This is a genomic window from Kribbella sp. NBC_01484, assembly GCF_036227145.1.
Lineage (GTDB): Bacteria > Actinomycetota > Actinomycetes > Propionibacteriales > Kribbellaceae > Kribbella.
On record NZ_CP109437.1, the window covers coordinates 5,038,618 to 5,057,008 of the forward strand.

At 68.0% G+C, this 18,391-nt stretch carries 21 protein-coding genes and 1 pseudogene; 14 read left to right on the plus strand and 8 right to left on the minus strand.

Translation table 11 applies throughout. The annotated features are described in order from the left end of the window. Window positions 1–17 precede the first annotated feature (17 nt). Window positions 18–791, minus strand: coding sequence for an SDR family NAD(P)-dependent oxidoreductase (locus tag OG555_RS24800; protein ID WP_329474936.1), 774 nt, complete (start codon window positions 789–791; stop codon window positions 18–20). 195 nt (window positions 792–986) lie between these two features. Between OG555_RS24800 and OG555_RS24805 the strand changes: the two genes are divergently transcribed. The 3 genes from OG555_RS24805 to OG555_RS24815 all read left to right on the plus strand — a co-directional run bounded on the left by OG555_RS24805 (window position 987) and on the right by OG555_RS24815 (window position 3,169). Next, a complete protein-coding gene (locus tag OG555_RS24805; RefSeq protein WP_329474937.1) occupies window positions 987–1,721 on the plus strand; it encodes an SDR family NAD(P)-dependent oxidoreductase in 735 nt (244 codons plus the stop codon). Between the two features lie 31 nt (window positions 1,722–1,752). Next, window positions 1,753–2,316, plus strand: coding sequence for a GNAT family N-acetyltransferase (locus OG555_RS24810; protein WP_329474938.1), 564 nt, complete (start codon window positions 1,753–1,755; stop codon window positions 2,314–2,316). 271 nt (window positions 2,317–2,587) lie between these two features. Then, window positions 2,588–3,169, plus strand: a complete 582-nt coding sequence (locus OG555_RS24815) for a type IV toxin-antitoxin system AbiEi family antitoxin domain-containing protein (protein WP_329474939.1) — start codon at window positions 2,588–2,590, stop codon at window positions 3,167–3,169. A 97-nt stretch (window positions 3,170–3,266) separates the two neighbouring features. On the opposite strand, the gene OG555_RS24820 is transcribed toward OG555_RS24815, so the two are convergent. After that, entirely contained in the window at window positions 3,267–3,467 is a 201-nt protein-coding gene (locus OG555_RS24820) for a hypothetical protein (protein WP_329474940.1), read from the minus strand. A 71-nt stretch (window positions 3,468–3,538) separates the two neighbouring features. On the opposite strand from OG555_RS24820, the gene OG555_RS24825 reads away from it, so the two are divergent. From OG555_RS24825 to OG555_RS24835, 3 genes are all read left to right on the plus strand, one after another. After that, a complete protein-coding gene (locus OG555_RS24825) occupies window positions 3,539–3,937 on the plus strand; it encodes an SOS response-associated peptidase family protein (RefSeq protein ID WP_329474941.1) in 399 nt (132 codons plus the stop codon). Continuing rightward, window positions 3,903–5,078 (plus strand): tyrosine-type recombinase/integrase, encoded by a 1,176-nt coding sequence (locus tag OG555_RS24830; RefSeq protein WP_329474942.1) that lies wholly within the window; start codon window positions 3,903–3,905, stop codon window positions 5,076–5,078. Before OG555_RS24825 ends, OG555_RS24830 begins: the two co-directional genes overlap by 35 nt. Before the next feature lie 180 nt (window positions 5,079–5,258). Beyond that, complete coding sequence (locus OG555_RS24835) at window positions 5,259–7,472, plus strand: tyrosine-type recombinase/integrase (RefSeq protein ID WP_329474943.1); 2,214 nt, start codon at window positions 5,259–5,261, stop codon at window positions 7,470–7,472. A 105-nt stretch (window positions 7,473–7,577) separates the two neighbouring features. Here OG555_RS24835 and OG555_RS42945 read toward each other — a convergent pair. The 6 genes and pseudogenes from OG555_RS42945 to OG555_RS24865 all read right to left on the minus strand — a co-directional run. Next, window positions 7,578–8,183, minus strand: a pseudogene (locus OG555_RS42945) (serine hydrolase domain-containing protein); the annotation flags it as partial. Window positions 8,184–8,403: 220 nt separating this feature from the next. After that, window positions 8,404–8,928 (minus strand): Tn3 family transposase, encoded by a 525-nt coding sequence (locus OG555_RS24845; protein WP_329474945.1) that lies wholly within the window; start codon window positions 8,926–8,928, stop codon window positions 8,404–8,406. Between the two features lie 444 nt (window positions 8,929–9,372). After that, window positions 9,373–9,573: a hypothetical protein gene (locus tag OG555_RS24850; RefSeq protein ID WP_329474946.1), complete on the minus strand. Its 201-nt coding sequence runs from the start codon at window positions 9,571–9,573 to the stop codon at window positions 9,373–9,375. Next, window positions 9,570–10,181 carry a DUF4386 domain-containing protein gene (locus tag OG555_RS24855; RefSeq protein WP_329474947.1) on the minus strand — a complete coding sequence of 204 codons (612 nt, stop codon included), beginning with the start codon at window positions 10,179–10,181 and terminating at the stop codon, window positions 9,570–9,572. Before OG555_RS24855 ends, OG555_RS24850 begins: the two co-directional genes overlap by 4 nt. Before the next feature lie 549 nt (window positions 10,182–10,730). Next, complete coding sequence (locus OG555_RS24860; RefSeq protein WP_329474948.1) at window positions 10,731–11,387, minus strand: response regulator transcription factor; 657 nt, start codon at window positions 11,385–11,387, stop codon at window positions 10,731–10,733. Beyond that, window positions 11,384–12,526: a sensor histidine kinase gene (locus tag OG555_RS24865; protein WP_329474949.1), complete on the minus strand. Its 1,143-nt coding sequence runs from the start codon at window positions 12,524–12,526 to the stop codon at window positions 11,384–11,386. The genes OG555_RS24860 and OG555_RS24865 overlap by 4 nt, the downstream gene beginning before the upstream one ends. A 131-nt stretch (window positions 12,527–12,657) precedes the next feature. Here OG555_RS24865 and OG555_RS24870 point away from each other — a divergent pair, with 131 nt between their 5' ends. From OG555_RS24870 to ppgK, 8 genes are all read left to right on the plus strand, one after another. After that, window positions 12,658–13,557, plus strand: a complete 900-nt coding sequence (locus OG555_RS24870; protein ID WP_329474950.1) for an ABC transporter ATP-binding protein — start codon at window positions 12,658–12,660, stop codon at window positions 13,555–13,557. Next, a complete protein-coding gene (locus tag OG555_RS24875) occupies window positions 13,554–14,366 on the plus strand; it encodes an ABC transporter permease subunit (RefSeq protein ID WP_329474951.1) in 813 nt (270 codons plus the stop codon). The genes OG555_RS24870 and OG555_RS24875 overlap by 4 nt, the downstream gene beginning before the upstream one ends. A gap of 122 nt (window positions 14,367–14,488) precedes the next feature. Continuing rightward, window positions 14,489–15,268 carry a hypothetical protein gene (locus OG555_RS24880; protein WP_329474952.1) on the plus strand — a complete coding sequence of 260 codons (780 nt, stop codon included), beginning with the start codon at window positions 14,489–14,491 and terminating at the stop codon, window positions 15,266–15,268. A 26-nt stretch (window positions 15,269–15,294) separates the two neighbouring features. Then, window positions 15,295–15,990, plus strand: a complete 696-nt coding sequence (locus OG555_RS24885; protein ID WP_329474953.1) for a DUF4389 domain-containing protein — start codon at window positions 15,295–15,297, stop codon at window positions 15,988–15,990. Then, a complete protein-coding gene (locus OG555_RS24890; RefSeq protein ID WP_329474954.1) occupies window positions 15,987–16,127 on the plus strand; it encodes a hypothetical protein in 141 nt (46 codons plus the stop codon). Before OG555_RS24885 ends, OG555_RS24890 begins: the two co-directional genes overlap by 4 nt. Window positions 16,128–16,647: 520 nt before the next feature. Then, window positions 16,648–16,794, plus strand: coding sequence for a hypothetical protein (locus tag OG555_RS24895; RefSeq protein ID WP_329474955.1), 147 nt, complete (start codon window positions 16,648–16,650; stop codon window positions 16,792–16,794). A 242-nt stretch (window positions 16,795–17,036) separates the two neighbouring features. Further along, entirely contained in the window at window positions 17,037–17,336 is a 300-nt protein-coding gene (locus OG555_RS24900) for an SOS response-associated peptidase family protein (RefSeq protein ID WP_329484866.1), read from the plus strand. Window positions 17,337–17,380: 44 nt separating this feature from the next. Further along, window positions 17,381–18,133, plus strand: coding sequence for a polyphosphate--glucose phosphotransferase (ppgK, locus tag OG555_RS24905; protein ID WP_329474956.1), 753 nt, complete (start codon window positions 17,381–17,383; stop codon window positions 18,131–18,133). The last annotated feature ends 258 nt before the right edge of the window (window positions 18,134–18,391 follow it).

The following is an 18,391-nucleotide window of genomic DNA, read 5'->3' on the forward strand; positions in this document are numbered from 1 at the left end:
CGCTCGGCCGCGGGCCGTCAGTTGCGGCCGGCCATGACGCCGCCGTCGACGTTCAGGATCGCTCCGGTGATCCAGCTCGCCTCCGGTGAGAGCAGGAACACGATCGACGAGGCGATGTCCTGCGCGGTTCCGACCCGTCCCAGCGGGTGGAAGCTATCGAAGCTCTTCACGGTCTCTTCGAGCTTGTCGGCGGGGACGAAGCCCTCGTACAACGGAGTGGCCACCACTGCGGGCGCGACCGCGTTGACACGGATGCCGTCTGCCGCCAGTTCCATGGCCAGGTTGTGGGTCAGCGCGTGCAGGCCGGCCTTCGCCATCGAGTAGGCGGTCGCCGGCGTCGCCGCGATCGCCTGCTGGGCCCACATGCTGCCGATGTTGACGATCGCGCCGCCGGAGCCTGCGGCCTGCATTCCCCGTACCACCGTCTGGGTGAGGAAGAACGTGGCCCGGCTCAGCTCCAGGTACGCGTCGTAGTCCTCCTGGCTGTAGTCGAGGAATCCCTTGGGGATGAAGAAACCGGCCGCATTGACCAGCAGCGTCGCATCCGCGTGCTCCGCGGCGAGCTGTGCCTGCACGTCCTCGACCTGTTTGCGATCCGCCAGGTCCGCGGTGATGCCCCAGGCGTCACCCTTCTTGCCGAGCTCAGCGACCGTCTCGTCGACCTTGGCCTGCTGACGCCCGACGATCACGGCAGTGGCGCCTTGCCCGACAACGTCGCGTGCCGTCTGCAGTCCCATGCCGCTGCTCCCACCGACCACGATGAGCTTGCGACCTTCGAAGTATCCACTCATGACCGTCTCCCTCGATCCGTACGGGCCGGAATGACCCGGATGTTCCTACTTGTGTGCCGATCGAGGGCCTGGTCTTACCGCTTCTGAGGATCCTGATCGCGGCGCGGCAAGTAAGAGACAGGTGCTGTCCGGACTCCAACTAACATGCATGGAAGCCTGAGCCCGGCACGGGCCTTCGTCGGCAGAGTTGCTTTGGTGACAGGCGCAGGCCGCGCGGTCGGCCGGGCCATCGCCCAGCAGTTGGGTGCCGCCGGTGCGGCAGTCGCGGTGGTCGCGACCTCGAGAGCTCGCGCCGACGCCACGGTGGACGCCATCCGGTCGGCCGGGGGCGAGGCGTCCGGGTTCACCGCCGATCTGGCTGATCCCTGGTCGATTCCCGGCCTCGTCCAGAGCGTCGAGCAGGTCTTCGGCGAGGTCGACATCCTGATCAACAACGCTGCAACGGTGGCACCGCTGGGCCCGGTAGCCAATCTCGACCCGGCGGCCGTACTGCGTGCCCTCAGCATCAATGTCGCGAGTGTCGTGACGCTGTCCGGCGCGGTGATCCCGGCGATGATCCGTCAGGGCTGGGGACGGATCGCCAATGTCTGCGGCGTCGTCGGCGACTTGGACTCGTGGCCCGGCGGAAACATCTACGCGGCCTGCGTCGCCGCGCTGGAGGCACACACCGCGTACCTTGCGACCGAGCTGGTCGGGACCGGAATCACGGTCAACGCCCTCCGCGCACAGAAGATGGGCGAATCACTGCGGACCTGGATCGCCGCGATCGATCCGGAGGCGATCGATGACCCCTTGATCCGGCGCTTCGTGATCAGTCAGAAGGACGCCGGCGGCGCCGACTCCGGCCGGCAGGCGACAACCCTGCTGCATCACCTGGCCACGGCCCAGACGGGCCAGGTCTGGAACGTCGCGTATGACTCAACGGACTGAGTGAAATCTCTCTCACGACAGGATGGTAAAGATGGCAGTGATCGCTGAAAGCGAGCGGCTCGCGATTCGGGACTGGGCGGAAGCCGACGCGGAGGCCGCCCTGGAGATCTTTGGATCCACCGAAGTGGCGCGGTGGCTCGCGCCCGAGCTCGGCCGGGTGCCGAACAAGACGACCATGCGCCTGCTGCTCCGTGCGTGGATCGCGGCCGCCGAGAACCTCGTTCCGCCGGCCGGGCGCTGGGCGATCGTCAGCAAGACGGACGGTCAAGTGATCGGCGGCCTGCGGCTCGGCCTGCTGCCGCCGTTCGAGGAAGACGTCGAGATCGGCTGGCAGCTCGCACCGGCGGCCTGGGGCAACGGGTTTGCGACCGAGGCGAGCCACGCGTTGATGCGTTGGGCCTTCGCCACCGGCACGATCGACGAGTTGTACGCGGTCGCCCGGCCGCAGAACGTTCGCGCCTGCGCCACCGCGCGGCGGCTGGGCATGGAGTGGGTCGGCGAGACCGACAAGTACTACGGCCTTGCGATGCAGGTCTACCGCATCCGCGCGGCCGAGCTCGACGGTTCTGAACGGGCGAGCAGGGAAGGAGCGTGACGCGATGCGCACCTTCGTGAGGACCTTGGCTCCACTCCGCGCGTTTGCGAGCTACCCGTTCGCGCCTGAGACCTAGGATGTGGCGCGCCGGCGAGCGCGGCCAGTTGGGCGCCGGGACGAGGTTGGCGGTGCGGCGTTCTTCATCGCGCTTCGATGGGCTCTTCGCAGGCGCCGGGGCATTCCGCCAGAGGGCGTTCGGCGAGCTGGTAGGGATTCCTCTACACTAGAGTTGTTGGTGTTTAGGTTTTCCTGCGTGGGAGGTGTTGCTGTGATGCCGACGATCGACGAGCTGTTGGATGAGTTGCCTGACACCTTCCGCTACTCCGAGGCATTGGAACAGATCAGCGAGCGCCAGCTTCGCAGACTGCTCGCGGACGGTCGGATCGCGGCCGTGTCGCGTGGCCTGTATCGAAAGAGTGATTGGTTGGGCGACGACGGCTTGATCGAGATCGCCGCCAAGTCGCCGCAGGCCACCATCTGCTTGCGTTCGGCCCTGGCCAGGCATGATCTGATCGACGATATTCCGGCCGAGTTGGACATTGCGGTCCCACGTGGATCATGGATGCCGGAGACGATAGCTCCGGTTCGATGGCGGAGCTTCGATCCGGCCACGTTCTCTGTCGGTCGGGAACGGCTGGATATCGGGGGTGGCCGTAGTATCGGGATCTTTTCGGCCGAGCGGAGCATCGTTGATGCCTATCGGCTGCGCCACCTTGACGGAGCCGATCTGGCCAACGACGCACTGAAGCGTTGGCTGCGCCGGGGAGGTCAGCCGTCGGAACTGTTGCGGGTGGCGAAGGCGTTTCCGCGCACGATCACGCCGTTGCGTCAGACACTGGAGATACTTCTTTGAGCCGAATCTCACGGGGAACGCCAGCCGGGGACGCCTACCTCGACCTCAAGAATCAGGCGCAGCGGACAAGGCGGACCACCCAGGAGCTGCTTCAGCTCTACGTCCTTGAAGGGTTCCTCGCCCGACTGGCCGCCAGCGACCTGTTGAGCAGTCCGATCTCAGGATCGAGCAGGAAGACCCAGCCGATGGCGGCCGCCAGCGACGGCACGAACATCGAGACCAGCGGCAGAATCTCCGCGAGCCAGCCGACCTTCGCGTCGGTCCGTTCGTTGACCCACGCCAGGCCTGCGGCGACCACGACCGCGAAGGCTCCGCCGGCCACCACTGCGGGGCCAGGACTTCAACGTCACCCCGGCCAAGGACAACCCGGTGGTGATCGCCCGCATCCCTGACGACGCCGGCGAGGCTGCGGATCCGTTGCGCGAGCTCCGGGCGTTCCGCTGGGGCCTTTTACCGTTCTGGGCGAATGACATCAAGCTCGGCGCGAAGTTGATCAATGCCCGCGCGGAGACCGTCCACGAGAAGCCGGCCTACCGGCGGGCGTTCAAGTCGCGGCGGGCGCTGATCCCGGTCGACGCCTTCTACGAGTGGCCCGAGACCGACGAGGTCGGCAAGTCGGGCAAGAAGCTCAAGCAGCCCTTCGCGATACCAGTTAACTGCACCAAGCGCGCCCAGCCGGGGCGGTCGGTGAGCGAGGGGACTTGGTGTGATGCCGGACTGGGGACGGTTGTTGGTGGAGGGCCGAGTCGATCCGCCCAGGATCGGTGAGGTCGTCGCCACTGATCTGAATCATCCGCCGTACGTGGTGTTCGACCGCGACGGTCGCGAGGTCGAGCCGGCGAGCGTGTTTCTGCGTGACTTGTCGCTGAGCGACGTGAGCGTCTTGACATGCCGGAGCTACGGCTTCGACCTTCTGCGTTGGTTCCGGGTGCTGTGGCTGTTGGACGTGGTGTGGGATCGCGCCACGGCCTATGAGGTCCAGGTCCTGGTGGGGTGGATGCGATCTGGGCGCAATCCGCAACGCGGCCGCGCCGAGTCGTCGTCCAGTCGACCTGGCGCCGTCAACGGCCGCACGGGCAAGGCCTACCTGTCGGCTGGATACGCCCCACGGACCATCAACCACACCCTCAGCGTGATCGGCCGCTTCTACAGCTTCCACGCTCAGTACGGACGGGGACCGGTGGTGAGTCCGGTGCCGGCGGCGCGGGAGCGGCGCGCGGTGGTGGCGCACCGCAACCCGATGGAGCCGCCGAGGACGGGGCGGCGGGCGCCGTTGCGGCAGAAGGTTCCGAAGCTGGAGCCGCGGGCGCTCTCGGATCGTTGCTGGGACGAGTTGTTCGCCGTGTTGCGCTGCGATCGCGACAGGGCCCTGCTGGCTTGCTACGTGTCGAGTGGTGCACGTGCGTCGGAGCTGCTTGGCATCGGTTTGGAGGAGGTCGACTGGGCGCGGCAGGTGATCTTTGTGGTTTCGAAGGGCAGCCGGTTGCGGCAGGCGGTGCCTGTGTCGCCGGAGGCGCTGCGCTACCTCGTGTCGTACTTGGCCGAGGCTGGTCCGCCGGCGCCGGGTGAGCCGTTGTGGAGGACTCGGCGGGGTGATCCTCGGCCGGTGACGTACTGGGCGATGCGGCGGGTGCTGCAGCGCGCGAACGATGCGCTGGGGACGAACCGGACCCTGCACGACCTGCGGCATACCGCGGCGACGCGTTTGGCGCAGGATCCGTCGATCACGTTGCCGGAGGTGCGGGCGATCCTTCGGCATGCCGACATCAACACCACCGGCATCTACACCGCCACCCGTGTGGAGGACCTGTTCGACAAACTGCAGCAACACTTCTCCGCGCAGCGCCCGGCGCAGCGGCTGGCCACCGGGTACGACCCGGCTGACGCTGCGGTGGTGTTCGGTGCCTAGGCCGCCACTGGTCGACTTGCTCCAGGAGCCCTCGGCGTTGCTGCCTGGCGGCATCATGCCCGCTCCGGCGTCGACGTCTGGGTCACCGCCGGGACGGTTCGGTGTCTGTCCAGGGCGAGTGCAGCCGACCTGGTTGGCATGGCCGGGACGGTGTGGGACACCGATCCAGATCAGCAGTCGATGCGACGAGTTGGAGTACGGCTGCTGCTTGAGCACCTGGAGCAGTACGACGGCGACACCTGGACCGACCGGTGGAAGTCCGGAGGGTTCGACGGCGGCGGACGACCGATCGCGGACATAGGTGGCGCTGCTGGTGGTAAGAGCACGCGCCGGATGCGGATCGCATCAGGCTTTCGCAGCCTGGTGTGTCTGCGAGTGATCCAGCCGACGCTGGTGGCGTTGCGGTCCAACAAGGTAGTTGACCTGGCTCACGCGCTGCAGGTTGCGGAGAACGATCCGCTGCTGGACCGCTTCGTTGCCGAGGTCAACAGGATTGGGCGGAGCTACTCGCTGCGCAAGGCCGCCTTGTATGACGTCGCCTGTATGCTGCTCAGTCAGCGAATTGCCCTGCGGGACGTGACCCCGGAGGCGTTGTTGCACTTCTCGATCGACTCCGCCCGCTACCGGTCCGCGGTCGTGAAGGCCGGTACGCCGGGCCGCCATCGGGGGCGGCTGGTGTGGGACGTGCTGCACGGGATGGGGCATTTTCCGCCCGGTGCGCCGCACTCGCTGCAGGCCTGCCTGAACGGGGCCACACTCAGCGCGGCTGAGCTGGTCGATCGCCACGAGCTGCGCAACCGGGGTGTCAGGGATCTGCTGGTCGACTACCTGAGCAGGCGGCAGCCGGAGGTCGACTACACGACGCTGACCGGCCTGGCCTACAACCTGGCCGCGGTCTTCTGGAAAGCCGTAGTGCAGATCAACCCAGGGCAGCGGGACCTGCGGCTGGGACAAGACACCTACGCGCAGTGGCGCGCCGGGCTCAACGTCTGCGCCGACGGCAGGGTCCGCCGGCACCCCGAAGATGTGCTCAGCCTGGTACGCAGCTTCTACCTGGACCTGCAGAGCTGGGCGATCGAGGAGCCCGAACGCTGGGCGCACTGGGTCGTACCCTGTCCCATCTCACCTGTGGACGTGCGCGGGGAGCGGGCCCGCAAGCGGCGGGTCAACGAGAAGATCACTGACCGGATCAGGGTCCGCAAACCGCTGCTGCCGATCCTCGTCGACCACCTCGAGCAGCGCCGTACCGAACTCGGTGAGCTGCTCGACCTAGCTGGTCGCACGGCGCTCGGGCAGGCGTTCACCCATCGCGGGCGGCGGTACCGGCGCACCGGTACCAGCTACGACCAGCAACTGGTCGCCGCCGGCCAGCCCACTGTCCGGGTAGTCGACGAGGCCACCGGGCGGATCACGAGCCTCACGCTGGAAGAGGACCCGGCGTTCTGGCTGTGGGCGTGCGTGGAGACAATGCGCCACACCGGGGTCCGGATCGAGGAACTGCTGGAACTCACCCAGCTGAGCATCCGCCAGTTCGAACGCCCAGGCGGCGAGCTGATCGGGCTGCTGGTGATCGCGCCGTCGAAGACCGACCGCGAGCGGGTGGTGCCAATGTCGGCCGAGCTGCTGCACGTCCTCGCCGCCGTCATCTTGCGTCTGACCGCCGGTGGCCGACCAATCCGGCTGGTCCGCCGCTACGACCCATACGAGCGGGTGTGGTCGCCGCCGATGCCGTTCCTGTTCCAGCGCAGCATCAGCGGAGACGGCGTGATGGGAGCGGCGACCGTGCGGGAGATGCTGCAGCGGGCCTGCGCCGACCTCGCCGCTACTCATCGAGCCTTCGTCGGCGTGACCTTCACCCCGCACAACTTTCGGCGGCTGTTTGCCACCGAGCTGGTCAACAACGGCCTCCCGATCCACATCGGCGCGAAGCTGCTCGGGCACCTCGACCTGCAGACCACTCAGGGCTACGTCGCGGTGTTCGAGGAGGACATGGTCCAGCACTACCAGGATTTCCTGGCCCGGCGCCGCGAGCTGCGGCCAGCCGACGAGTACATCTACGTGACGCCCCGGGAATGGACTGACTTCGAGGAGCACTTCGACAAGCGCAAGGTCGAACTCGGCTCCTGCGCGCGCCCCTACGGGACACCATGCCAGCACGAGCACGCCTGCGTGCGATGCCCGATGCTGCACGTCGACCCGCGCATGCTGCCCAGACTGCAAGAGCTCGAGGACGATCTCATGGTGCGGCGCCGCCGCGCCGTCGACGAAGGCTGGCTCGGTGAGATCGAAGGCATCGATCTGACCCTGCGGCTGCTGCGCGAGAAGCAGGCCGGTGCCGACAAGCTCACACGCCGCACGGTCGAGCTTGGGATGCCTGGCTTGCGGCCCAGCTGAGCCCAGTAAGGGAACAGATCGTCCAGATACAGAGCCAGAGCCCCCGAGACGGGTGCGCATCAGGTCCGCGTACCTCATGTGGGCTGCTGCGGCGACGGCTTGGCCGGCGATGGCCGAACCCAGCGTGGAGTACGCGTAGTGGCCGCGTCCGCTCAGGGTCTGGTTCGTGGCTTCCTTGGTCAGCTGCGCGCCGTCGGCGGTCAAGAAGTTGTGGCCCAGCGGCGCTTTCCAGACAGCGCGGCGCACGGTTGCGGCACCGAACTCGGCGTACCCAGAGGTGTGAGTGACGAGCTCGTGCATCGTGGCGGTGCCGGCGAGCGAGCCCGCTAGCTGGGGAAGATAGGTGGAGACGGCCGCGTCCATCCGGATCTCTCCGCGGCGTACGGCGTCTGCGATGACCAGCCCCGTCATCGCCTTGATCATCGACCCGACCTCCATCGAGGTGGTCTCGTCGGCGCCGATCCCGGCCAGCTGCACCGGCTGGGCCGCGTTCAGGTCGACCTCGGCGACCGCGACGCTGTGGTAGCCGGCGAGCATGCCCAGGCCGGCTTGGTGGTCCAAATGGGCCAGGACCGTCGCGTCTCCGTTGCGGGCATCTGCCAGGTTCGGGGACAACACCCACGACACGACCGCGACGGTCAACGCTCCGATGAGCACGGTGATGACCAGGCGGCGCGAGGCGAGGTAGCTCACGGCCAGGACGACCAGCATGAGCAGCGCTTTCCAACCGTCCTCGGCGTACCGCCCGTACCGGCCGCCGAGACGCCGCAGCCCTCGGTGCGCGACAAGACCGGTGCAGCATGTTCGGGGCCCTGCCTTCGCCGCGATACGTGATTCCGCCGGGATGGAGCCGAGGGCCGCGCGGTAGGCAGGAGGCGGTGGAGCAGGAGCCCAGTCAGTACGGAGAAGGCCAGGGGCAGTGACCTCAGGCTCACGTCTGCTGGCGCAGAGGGAGCCTGCGGGTCATGTTCAGCCGCACCTCGCCGTAGGGGGCGACGTGGGTCCAGAACAGCGGGGTGAGGCAGCGGTGATCGACATCGGTCATCTTCTCGGCCCACTTGTCGTCGGCCAGGACGTCTTGCACCATCAGGGTGTTGACGTACACCAGTGCTGACTGCAGCACCCGCAGGCACAGCACCGACAGTTCCTGTTCTTCGCGACGGTTGGAGGCGATGTCGCTGCCTTTGCCGAAGAAGATGACCGAGTTGCCGCCGTTCCAGGACTCGACCACGTTGAGGCCTTCGTTGATCTCGCGCTGCAGGTCCCGGTCGCGCGGGTAGCGGGCGACGAAGAGGGTCTTCTGGGCGCGGCCGAGCTCGATCATCGCCTGGTAGGTGGGATGGATGGAGTTGGCCTTGGTGAAGCGGCGCAGGATCGCCTCGGTCGAGGCGATGCCGGAGCGGATCGCGGTGGCGTACTGATCATCTGGTCGTACTGCTCGCCGATCACGTCCCACCGGATCGGGCGGGTCAGCGCCGCCGCCAGCCGCGGGTAGGCATCGGGTTCGCCGGCGGCCGGCCGATACAGCTTGACCACGTCGTATCTGTAGGGGTCACGCTCGGCATCAACTGAACGGGCAGGCAGTGACCTTAGCGGCATGCCGATCACGTGTCGCGTTTGGGATCCGCATGCGGGACGGAATGGACCAGAGCATCGAGCGCAGGGCGGCCAGCGCTTGACAGTCATACGCGGCGGTATGGGCCCGAGCGACCGGATCGCGGCTGAGCATGCGTTAGCAAAGGTTGCCGCGACCCGATTACGCGTCGAGCATGACGCTCAAATCGGACCATGGGTCCGTCACGACCTTCACCTGCTCCGCGACGTGAACGCCATCGGGAAGCGTGACATGGACGTGCGTGTACCGAGTCTGATAGCGCGTCGTCGTACCCCTGCGCCGCACTCAGCGGCGGGCCGTGCGGCTCCGCTTCAGGTCGATCATGAGGACTGCTAGGCCGACCAGCAAGGCTGTGAAGACCGCAGAGTCGGCGCCTTGCTCCAAGCCGAACCCGATGAGTAGCGCGAGGGCGAACGCGACGACCGCGCCGACTGCCGCCTGAGTTTTGGTGCTGGCGGGTCCGAAGATGCTGGCGCGCAGATTCATGACCACATCATCACAGAGGTAGGGGAAGCGGTGCTGGCGGGTTTCGGACGTGCAGTTGGCGGTAACAGCTGGCCCCTCGCGGTGGACTCTTCCCGAGCGCTACTTGATGGATGGGATGCCGGACCGAAGCCTTTGACCAAGAGCCAGACAGCCAAGGCCATCTCGTGGAGAGCGATGGGCAGGATAACGAGCGTGTAGCCGGTGACCGGATTGTCGCTGAACAACGCCAGCAGGCAGGCAGTCATGAGCAGAACCACGCCTGCCATGCCCCAGCCCGAGAGCCACCGGGGAACGAGTCTTGATCGGTAGAACAACGCGTAGTAGCTCAGAGCGCCCACGTTGAAGGCAAAGACCGCTGCCAGAGTGGCATGGTCGCGGATGCTGAGGAGTGAGTCCGCAATTGCCTGGATCGGCGCAAGACTGTCGCCTGGGCCCGCCGCAAAGTGTTGAGCGAGGGGCATGAGAGACAGCAGACTCACGACGGCGGTCGTGAAAAGAACCGCTTCGATGGCTCTGAACACAACTGCTCCCAGTGCCAGGCCAGCGTTGAGCTTTCTGAGTAGTGGGTAGAGCGCGATGGCGATGCCGACGCTTGTGCCTGCCGCCACGAGGTAGAGGAGCGCTGAGACGGCGAGTCGGTTGGGATGGTTCGACGACTGCGATCAGGTAGCCCGTTCCGGTGAGGGTCGGGTCGAGCGCAGCTGCGCCGAGTGCCGCGATGGTGGCCAGGACGAGGACTACTCCCGTTGCGGTCGAGGTTCTTCGAGTTGAGTAAGCGCGGATCTTCCGAAAGGCACGTGCAGGCCTCCACTCGCTCCGACTACGCGGACTCACGCAAGGGGATCCCGCTCGCGGGACGAATGGGACAAGTGCGTCGAGCGCGGCGGCCCGAGCTTGACAGTCATACGCGGAAAGACTCACTACGCGGCCAGCCTCATGTCGGCTGCCGACCAACAGATCCCCGACGACACCCGCGTGGTGTTGGAGGAACTGATCACGGAAACCGGGCGTTGACTGGCGAATATCGGGATGGACAACGGCACCCAGCTCACCGCACACGCGATGCGCGGCTGGCGCCGCATCTCCTTGACGAGACCGCGTTCATCGAATCCTGCTTGCTTGGCGGAACGGCTTCTCCGAGTCCTTGGACGTCGGCTTCAGTCCCCCACCCGGCCGGTGTCGTAGGCCCACATCGCGATCTCGACCCTGTTCCGGGCGCCGATCTTGGCCAGCAGGCTGGCGACGTGGGTCTTGGCGGTCGTCAAGCCGATGAAGAGATCGGCGGCTATCTCGGCGTTCGTGCGGCCACGGGCGACCAGCGCCAGCACCTCCTCCTCGCGGTCGGTGAGCGGCTCGATCGGTTGGGTACGTCGTTTCGACGGTTCCCTGGCGGCCAGGGTGGACAGCAGCCGCCGGGTGATGTTCGGCGCGATCAGGGCATCGCCGACGGCGGCGGCATGCACGGCCTGGACGAGCAGCTCCGGCCCGGCGTCCTTGAGTAGAAAGCCTCGGGCGCCGGCCCGGAGCGCGCCGTGGACGTACTCGTCCAGGTCGAAGGTCGTGATCACCACCACCGCCATCGGGTCCGGGACGCCCCGCCCTGCGAGGAGCTCGGTCACCTCGATGCCGTCGAGCCCGGGCATCCGAATGTCGACCAGGCACACGTCGGGGCGGAGCCGACGCGCCAGCTCGACAGCGGCGTGGCCGTCGGCGGCCTGGCCGACGACCTCGATGCCGGGCTGCGCGTCAAGGATCATGGACAGGCCGGTACGCACCAGATCCTGGTCGTCGGCCACCAGCACGCGCACCGTCATCGGCGTACCTTCGTCGGCAGCTCGGCGTCGACCGCCCACCCGCCCCCAGGCGCCGGCCCGGCACGCAGCGTGCCGCCGAGCAGCTGCACGCGCTCGGTCATCCCCAGCAGCCCGAAGCCGTGGCTCGCCGGCCGCACCGGGTCGATCTGTCCGTCGTCGGTCACGCGTAGCCGCAGCCTTCCTCCACCCTCGACGACCCGGATCTCCACACGCGAGGCGTTGCGGGCGTGCCGCAGCGCGTTGGTCAGCGCCTCTTGCGCCAGCCGGTAGACCGCCGCGTCGACCTGGAGCGGAAGTTCGTCCAGGTCACCCGGCACCTCCACGTCGACGACCGGGACCGGGTCGCGGCGGGCGAGGGACACCAGGTCGGCAACGCCGGGCTGGGGGGTGTACTCCGCCGGCGCTCCGTCGCGCAGCACCCGGACCATCGCCCGCATCTCCGCCAGCGTCCGCGACGCTTCCCCTTCGATGACCGCCAGCGCCTCGAGTGCCGCCTCAGGTCGCTGCCCGGCCATCGCCCGGCCCGCCTGCGCCTGCACCGCGATCGCCGAGACGTGGTGGGCGACCATGTCGTGCAGCTCGCGCGCGAGGCCGACCCGCTCCTGGCTGCGGATCTGGTCCAACGCCCGGCGCCAACTCTCGGCGCGGTAGCGGAACGCCGCTCCGCCCGCGGCCGCCGCCGCCAGGATGCCGGACCCGCCGAAGAGCTCGGCCGGCCCGGTGTAGTCGGTCGCAATGCTGAATACCGCAGCGACCAGCACCACCGCCAGCCCGATCACGATCTGACGCCCTGAACCCCAGCGGACCAGCGCGTAAACGAGCACCAGGATGTAGATCATCGTGTTGAGGGCCACACCCGGGATCCCGGCCAGCTGGCTCGCCAGTCCCAACGCCATGCCGGTGCCGAAGCCGACCACGACGCAGACCAACGGGTGGGTACGCCGCCAGAGCAGCACCGGCGCGAGCCCGACCGCCACGATCGTCGCGAACGGCCGCCAGGCGACGTCGTCCCGGAGGACTCCCTCGAGCAGCGCCGTCACCATCAACACCCCGACCAGCACCCAGTCGCGCGACACCCGTTCGGGAACGTCGGTGGCGCGGGGCTCGGCCCACAGCGAGCGCAGGGCGTTGGTGATCACCCGCCCAGCCTAGGGACCGCCGAGGCCTCGGGGACCGACCGAAAGAACGAGACGCCGCTCCTCCCGACGGCCGAGGAGGGTCCGGCCTCGACGCCGATGTGCGCACGCCGCGACGCGGCGAGGGTGGTCACATGATCACTGTTGAGTCACTGACCCGGCGGTACGCCGGCTTCACCGCCGTCGACAACGTCTCCTTCACTGCCCAGTCCGGTCGCGTGACCGGCTTCCTCGGTCCGAACGGCGCCGGCAAGTCCACCACGATGCGCGTGATGGTGGGTCTGACCGTCCCGACGTCCGGCACCGCGACCATCGACGGCGTCCGGTTCGCCGACCTGCCCAACCCCGGCCTCGAGGTGGGCGTCCTCCTGGACGCCTCGGCTCAGCACGCTGGCCGCACCGGACGCGAGATCCTCACGACCGCCGCAGACACCATCGGCCTGCCCCGCCGCCGCGTCGACCAGATGCTCGAGCTCGTCGGCCTGACACCTTCGGAGGCCAAGCGCCGGGTGCGCAACTACTCCCTCGGCATGCGCCAGCGGCTCGGTATCGCCACCGCACTCCTCGGAGATCCGAAGGTGCTGATCCTCGACGAGCCCGCCAACGGGCTCGACCCTGCCGGGATCCGGTGGATGCGCGACCTGCTGACGGGCTTCGCCAGCCAGGGCGGCACCGTGCTGCTGTCCTCGCATCTGCTGCACGAGATCGAGGTCATCGCCGACGACCTGGTCGTGATCGGCAACGGAAAGATCGTCGCGTCCGGCACCAAGGAAGAGCTCCTCGCCGCGGCCGGGACGCTCGCCCGGTCGACGTCACCGCGCGACCTCGCTCACGCACTCGAGCAGGCCGGGATCCCCAGCACGCTCGCCGGGGACGGCTCGGTACGCACGGACGCCGACCCCGCTCGGGTCGGGGCCGTGGCCCTGACCGCCGGCATCACCCTCACCGAGCTCCGGTCCGCCGAGGGCACCGGGCTCGAAGACATGTTCCTGTCCCTCACTGCCGACACCCAACGCGAAGGAGTTGCGGCATGACCGCCACGATCGTCCCTCCCGACACCATCGAGGCCGCACCGGCCCGACGGACCGCCCGCCCCATCCCCACCACCCGACTCGTCAAGGTCGAACTGCGCAAGATGTTCAACACCCGCTCGGGATTCTGGATGCTCATCAGCATCGGCGTCCTGTCGCCAATCTCGGCCGGGTCGCTCCTCGTCCTCGGCGTCAACAGCGACGTCACCTACCAGAACTTCGCGAGGGCGAGCGGGTTCCCGATGTCGGTGATCTTGCCGATCATCGCGGTCCTGGCCGTCACAGGTGAGTGGAGCCAGCGAAGTGGGCTCACCACGTTCACGCTGGTGCCGAGCCGCGGCCGCGTGATCGGCGCCAAGGCGATCGCGACCCTCCTGGTGGGCCTCGGCGCCGTCTCCGTCGCCTTCGCGGTCGGCGCCCTCGGCAACGTGGCCGGGTCCGCGCTCGCAGGCGTCGACACCGCGTGGGACATTTCGTTGTCCATGGCACTCCAGATGGTGCTCTACAACCTGGTTGGCATGGCCTTCGGTTTCGCCCTCGGTGTCGTGCTGCGCAACTCCGCGGCCGCGATCGTGGGCTATTTCGTCGCTTCACTGGTCATGCCGGGCATCCTCGCGCTCCTGGCTCAGGTGCGTTCGCGGTTCGAGGACCTGCAGCCGTGGATCGACTGGCACTACACGCAGGTGGCGCTCCTCGATGGCGCCACGAACACTGTCAAGGAGTGGGCGATGCTCGGCTCGACCACGATGATCTGGATCGTCATTCCCATCGTTGTCGGGTTGCTGTCCCTGCGCCACTCCGAGGTCAAGTAGTCACACACGGGCGGCGCTGCCCGGAACTCTTCTGTGCGTTCCGTACAGCGCCGTTTCGTGGTGGATCGGCTTAGCGGCTGCGGCCATGACGTCGCCTGGCGACGAGAAGGGAGACCACAACCATGACCACCAACGGCCCACCACCTGAACCAGGCCGCACCGCTTCACGCAGGAACCGCCCGGTCCCCCTCGTCATCGGCATCTTGCTGGCGCTCGTGGGCTTTCCGATGCTGCTCGGATGCCTCGGCCTCGGCTGGGCTATGTCCACCCAGCGCGACGACGACGGGTTCTTCAGCACCCCTACCGAGCAGCTCACCACCGAGACGGTGGCCCTCTCCAGCGAGGTCGTGAACCTTGGCGGGGCCGGCCCCGAGGACTGGTGGGCCGACCGTGACCTCGCCACCGTGCGGCTGAGCGCCCGGTCCGCGGACGCATCGGCCGTCTTCATCGGGATCGCACCGAGCGCCGACGTCGCGGGCTACCTGGGTAGCGCGTCCTACGACGAGATCAGCGACCTGCGCACCGACCCGTTCGACTACTCGCTGACCCGGCGTGGCACCGGCGGTGACCTGAGCGCGGCTCCCACGGACCAGGGGTTCTGGACCGCGCAGAGCAGCGGCCCCGGCACCCAGGCGCTGACCTGGGACCTCGAGCCCGGCACCTACACCGCCGTGGTCATGAACGTCGACGGCTCCCCGGGGGTCGCGGTCGACCTGTCCGCGGGCGGACGCCTCGGCTGGCTCACACCTCTGGCATGGAGCCTCGGCCTGCTGGGCGGCGCCCTGATCCTCGGCGGCGCACTGCTCGTCATGTACGGCGCCCTGCCGCCGGGACCGCGGGTCCCCCGCCAGGCCGCGCCTGGTCAGCCTCCGGAAGCCGTCCGGCCCGACACACCCCGGTGACCCTGGTCGGCGCGAAGGACCCGCAGATGAACCGTGGGCTCTGGCTGGTCAAGTGGTTCCTGGCGATCCCGCACTTCGTCGTGCTCGCGCTGCTGTGGCTGGTCTTCGTGGTGCTCACCGTGGTGGCGTTCTTCGCGATCCTGGTCACCGGCCGCTACCCGCGTGGCCTGTTCGACCTCAACGTCGGCATCCTGCGGTGGACCTGGCGGGTGCAGTTCTACGCGACGGCTGCGATCGGCACCGACCGCTACCCGCCGTTCACCCTCGACCACACCGACTACCCGGCCGACCTCGACATCGCCTACCCCGAGCGGCTCTCGCGCGGGCTGGTGCTGGTCAAGTCGTGGCTGCTGGCGCTGCCGCACCTGATCGTGCTGGGCGTGGTCGCGGGCACGTGGCAGTTCGGTGACGCGGACGGCTTCCAGTTCGCCGTCGGCGGTCTGATCAGCGCGCTGACGTTGGCTGCCGGACTGCTGTTGCTGTTCACCGGCCGCTACCCGGCGCCGTTGTTCGACCTGCTGGTCGGCCTGAACCGGTGGGTCTACCTGGTGACCGCGTACGTCGCCCTGATGACCGACACCTACCCGCCGTTCCGGCTGGACCAGGGCCCGGCGGACCCCGGTGGCGTCGCGCCCACGCCGAGCACCCCCGACGCGCCGGCCACGACCGGTCTCGGCTGGCCGGCCGAGGAGCGTCGTCCTGACCGTGAGGTGGAGGTGTGACGATGCCTGCCGTCTCCGCGCTCCCCGCGAGCACCCGGCCGAGCGGTGCCGGGTCGACGGAGTCGTCGCGGCCCTCGTCAGTGCTGGCGATCCTGCTGGCCCTGCTGGGGCTCGGCGCGATGGCCACGCGTGGATGATCCGTCGCTCGGTGAAGCGTCCTTTCTTGCGGCCGGACTTCGCTGCCACGACCCGACGCCTGCCCCTCAGTTCAGGCTCGTCGAGGACCTCGACCGAGACGACCGGCGGTTCCCTTTGGCCGGCCCTGCCCCCGGTTGGTGGTGGACACCAAGACGGAGAGGATGGTCATCATGGGAAGGCAGCGGAGGGCGTTCACGACTCGTTACACGGACGAGGCCGTGTAGTTGGTGATCACCACCGGCCGCCCGGTGGGCAACGTGGTCCGTGAGCTCGGCGTTGGCGAGCAGACCCCTGTTCTTTGTGGGCCACACCCGGCGGTAGTTGAAGTCGGAGTTCAGGGGTCGCGACGAACGACTCGGCCATCGCGTCGTCCCTGCAGCACCTGGTTGACCCGCTCCGCGATCGGACAGATCAGCCCAGCCTGCTTAACACCAGAGACCTGGAGGCGCTGGATCCCCACTCCCGCTGTACCCGCTTCTAAACGTTGGACGTCTGCCGCACAACCGTCATCCCGCTCCGGTGCAGCGAGCGCTCCTGCCTGCAGGCTGCGAACTACTGGCCTCACTGCTCCAACCCCGGACGTACACAACCATCACCACCACTGCGACCGACGCCGCCGACCTGCAGCTCGTCCGGGCAGCGGCATCCAGCTCGCTCAACGCGTGACGGCGCTCGCACCTATCATCCAGAGCTTCGTCTTCAAGGTCGACTGATCATCGCAACCTTCCAGCGACTGGCAACGTCCGTACCTGCCAGCCCACTGCCCGCGCCGCGGCTGAGACCGCGTGAACTGAGCCGGTCGCGATGGGGCAACCAACGCCCCGACGACCCGGGCTACAACTTGACTTGGTGCAGAGAATCAGGCCGACCGACGGATCGACGCTGGCGCTGGCCGGGCTGTACGAGGTCTGGTACGACAAGTCGCTTCCCGACGACGACCCGGCCGGGGTGTCCCGACGTCCACGATCCTCACCACCACCGCGACCGACAGCGTCGGCCGCGTCCACGACCGTATGCCGATGGTGATCGCCCCCGATCAGTGGGGCGGGTGGCTCGATCCGCGCAACCACGACATCGACCAGCTCCGGGCGTTGATGTCGCCGCCGGTCGACGGCAGCCTCGACATGTACGCGGTGTCCAAGGTCGTGAACAACGTGAAGAACAACGGGCCGGAGCTGCTGGAGCCGCTCCCGGCTACCGAGGTTTAGACAGTAGGTTGCAGGCGGCGAGAGGAGAGGATCAGGTGACCAGGATGAGGACGTCGACCGCTTTCGGGATCGACATCGGCGGCAGCGGGATCAAGGGCGCCGTCGTCGATCTGGAGACGGGCGACCTGACCGCGGAGCGGGTGAAGTACCTGACGCCCAACCCGTCCGCCCCGGAGCCCGTCGCCGCGGTCGTGGCCCGGCTCGTCAAGGAGGCCGAGTGGACCGGTGAGCTGGGTGCGACGTTCCCGGCCGTGATCAAGAACGGCGTGGCCAAGACCGCCGCGAACGTCGACAAGAGCTGGATCGGGACCGACGTCGAGAAGCTCTTCACCGACATCACCCACTGCGACGTGACCGTGCTCAACGACGCCGACGCGGCCGGCATCGCCGAGGCCCGGTTCGGCGCGGCCAAGGGCGTCGACGGCGTGGTCATCCTGCTCACCTTCGGCACCGGTATCGGCAGCGCGCTGCTGCTCGACGGCCAGCTCGTGCCCAACACCGAGCTCGGTCACCTCGAGCTGGACGGCTACGACGCGGAAGAGAAGGCCTCCTCGGCGGCGAAGGACAACGAGGGCCTGTCGTACAAACAGTGGGCCAAGCGAGTGCAGCGATACCTTCGGCACGTGGAGAACCTGTTCACCCCCGACCTGTTCGTGGTCGGCGGTGGGGTCAGCAAGCACGCCGACAAGTGGGTGCCGTTGCTCGAGATCTCCACCCCGGTGAAGCCGGCTCAGCTGCTCAACAACGCCGGCATCGTCGGCGCGGCGATGGCCGCGCACGAGAAGTTCACCGACTAGGCCAGCCTACAACCTACCGGCTCTTGTTGACGAGATCGCCGAGCAGCTTCTGCCCCTGGGCAGCCGCCGACCACGACCCTGAGTAGCGCAAACCAGGAGGCGGATGCCCGTCAGCCGGGACCGTGTCCGGAGGTGGACCTACTGCCTCCTAGCAGGGGCTAGCTCCAGTGAGCGCCAACACGGCCGGGCGGCCCAACAAGGGGGCTCGCAATGCAGGTATTCGGCGTCGCGGCGGCTGATTGCGGGCACTCACTGCCC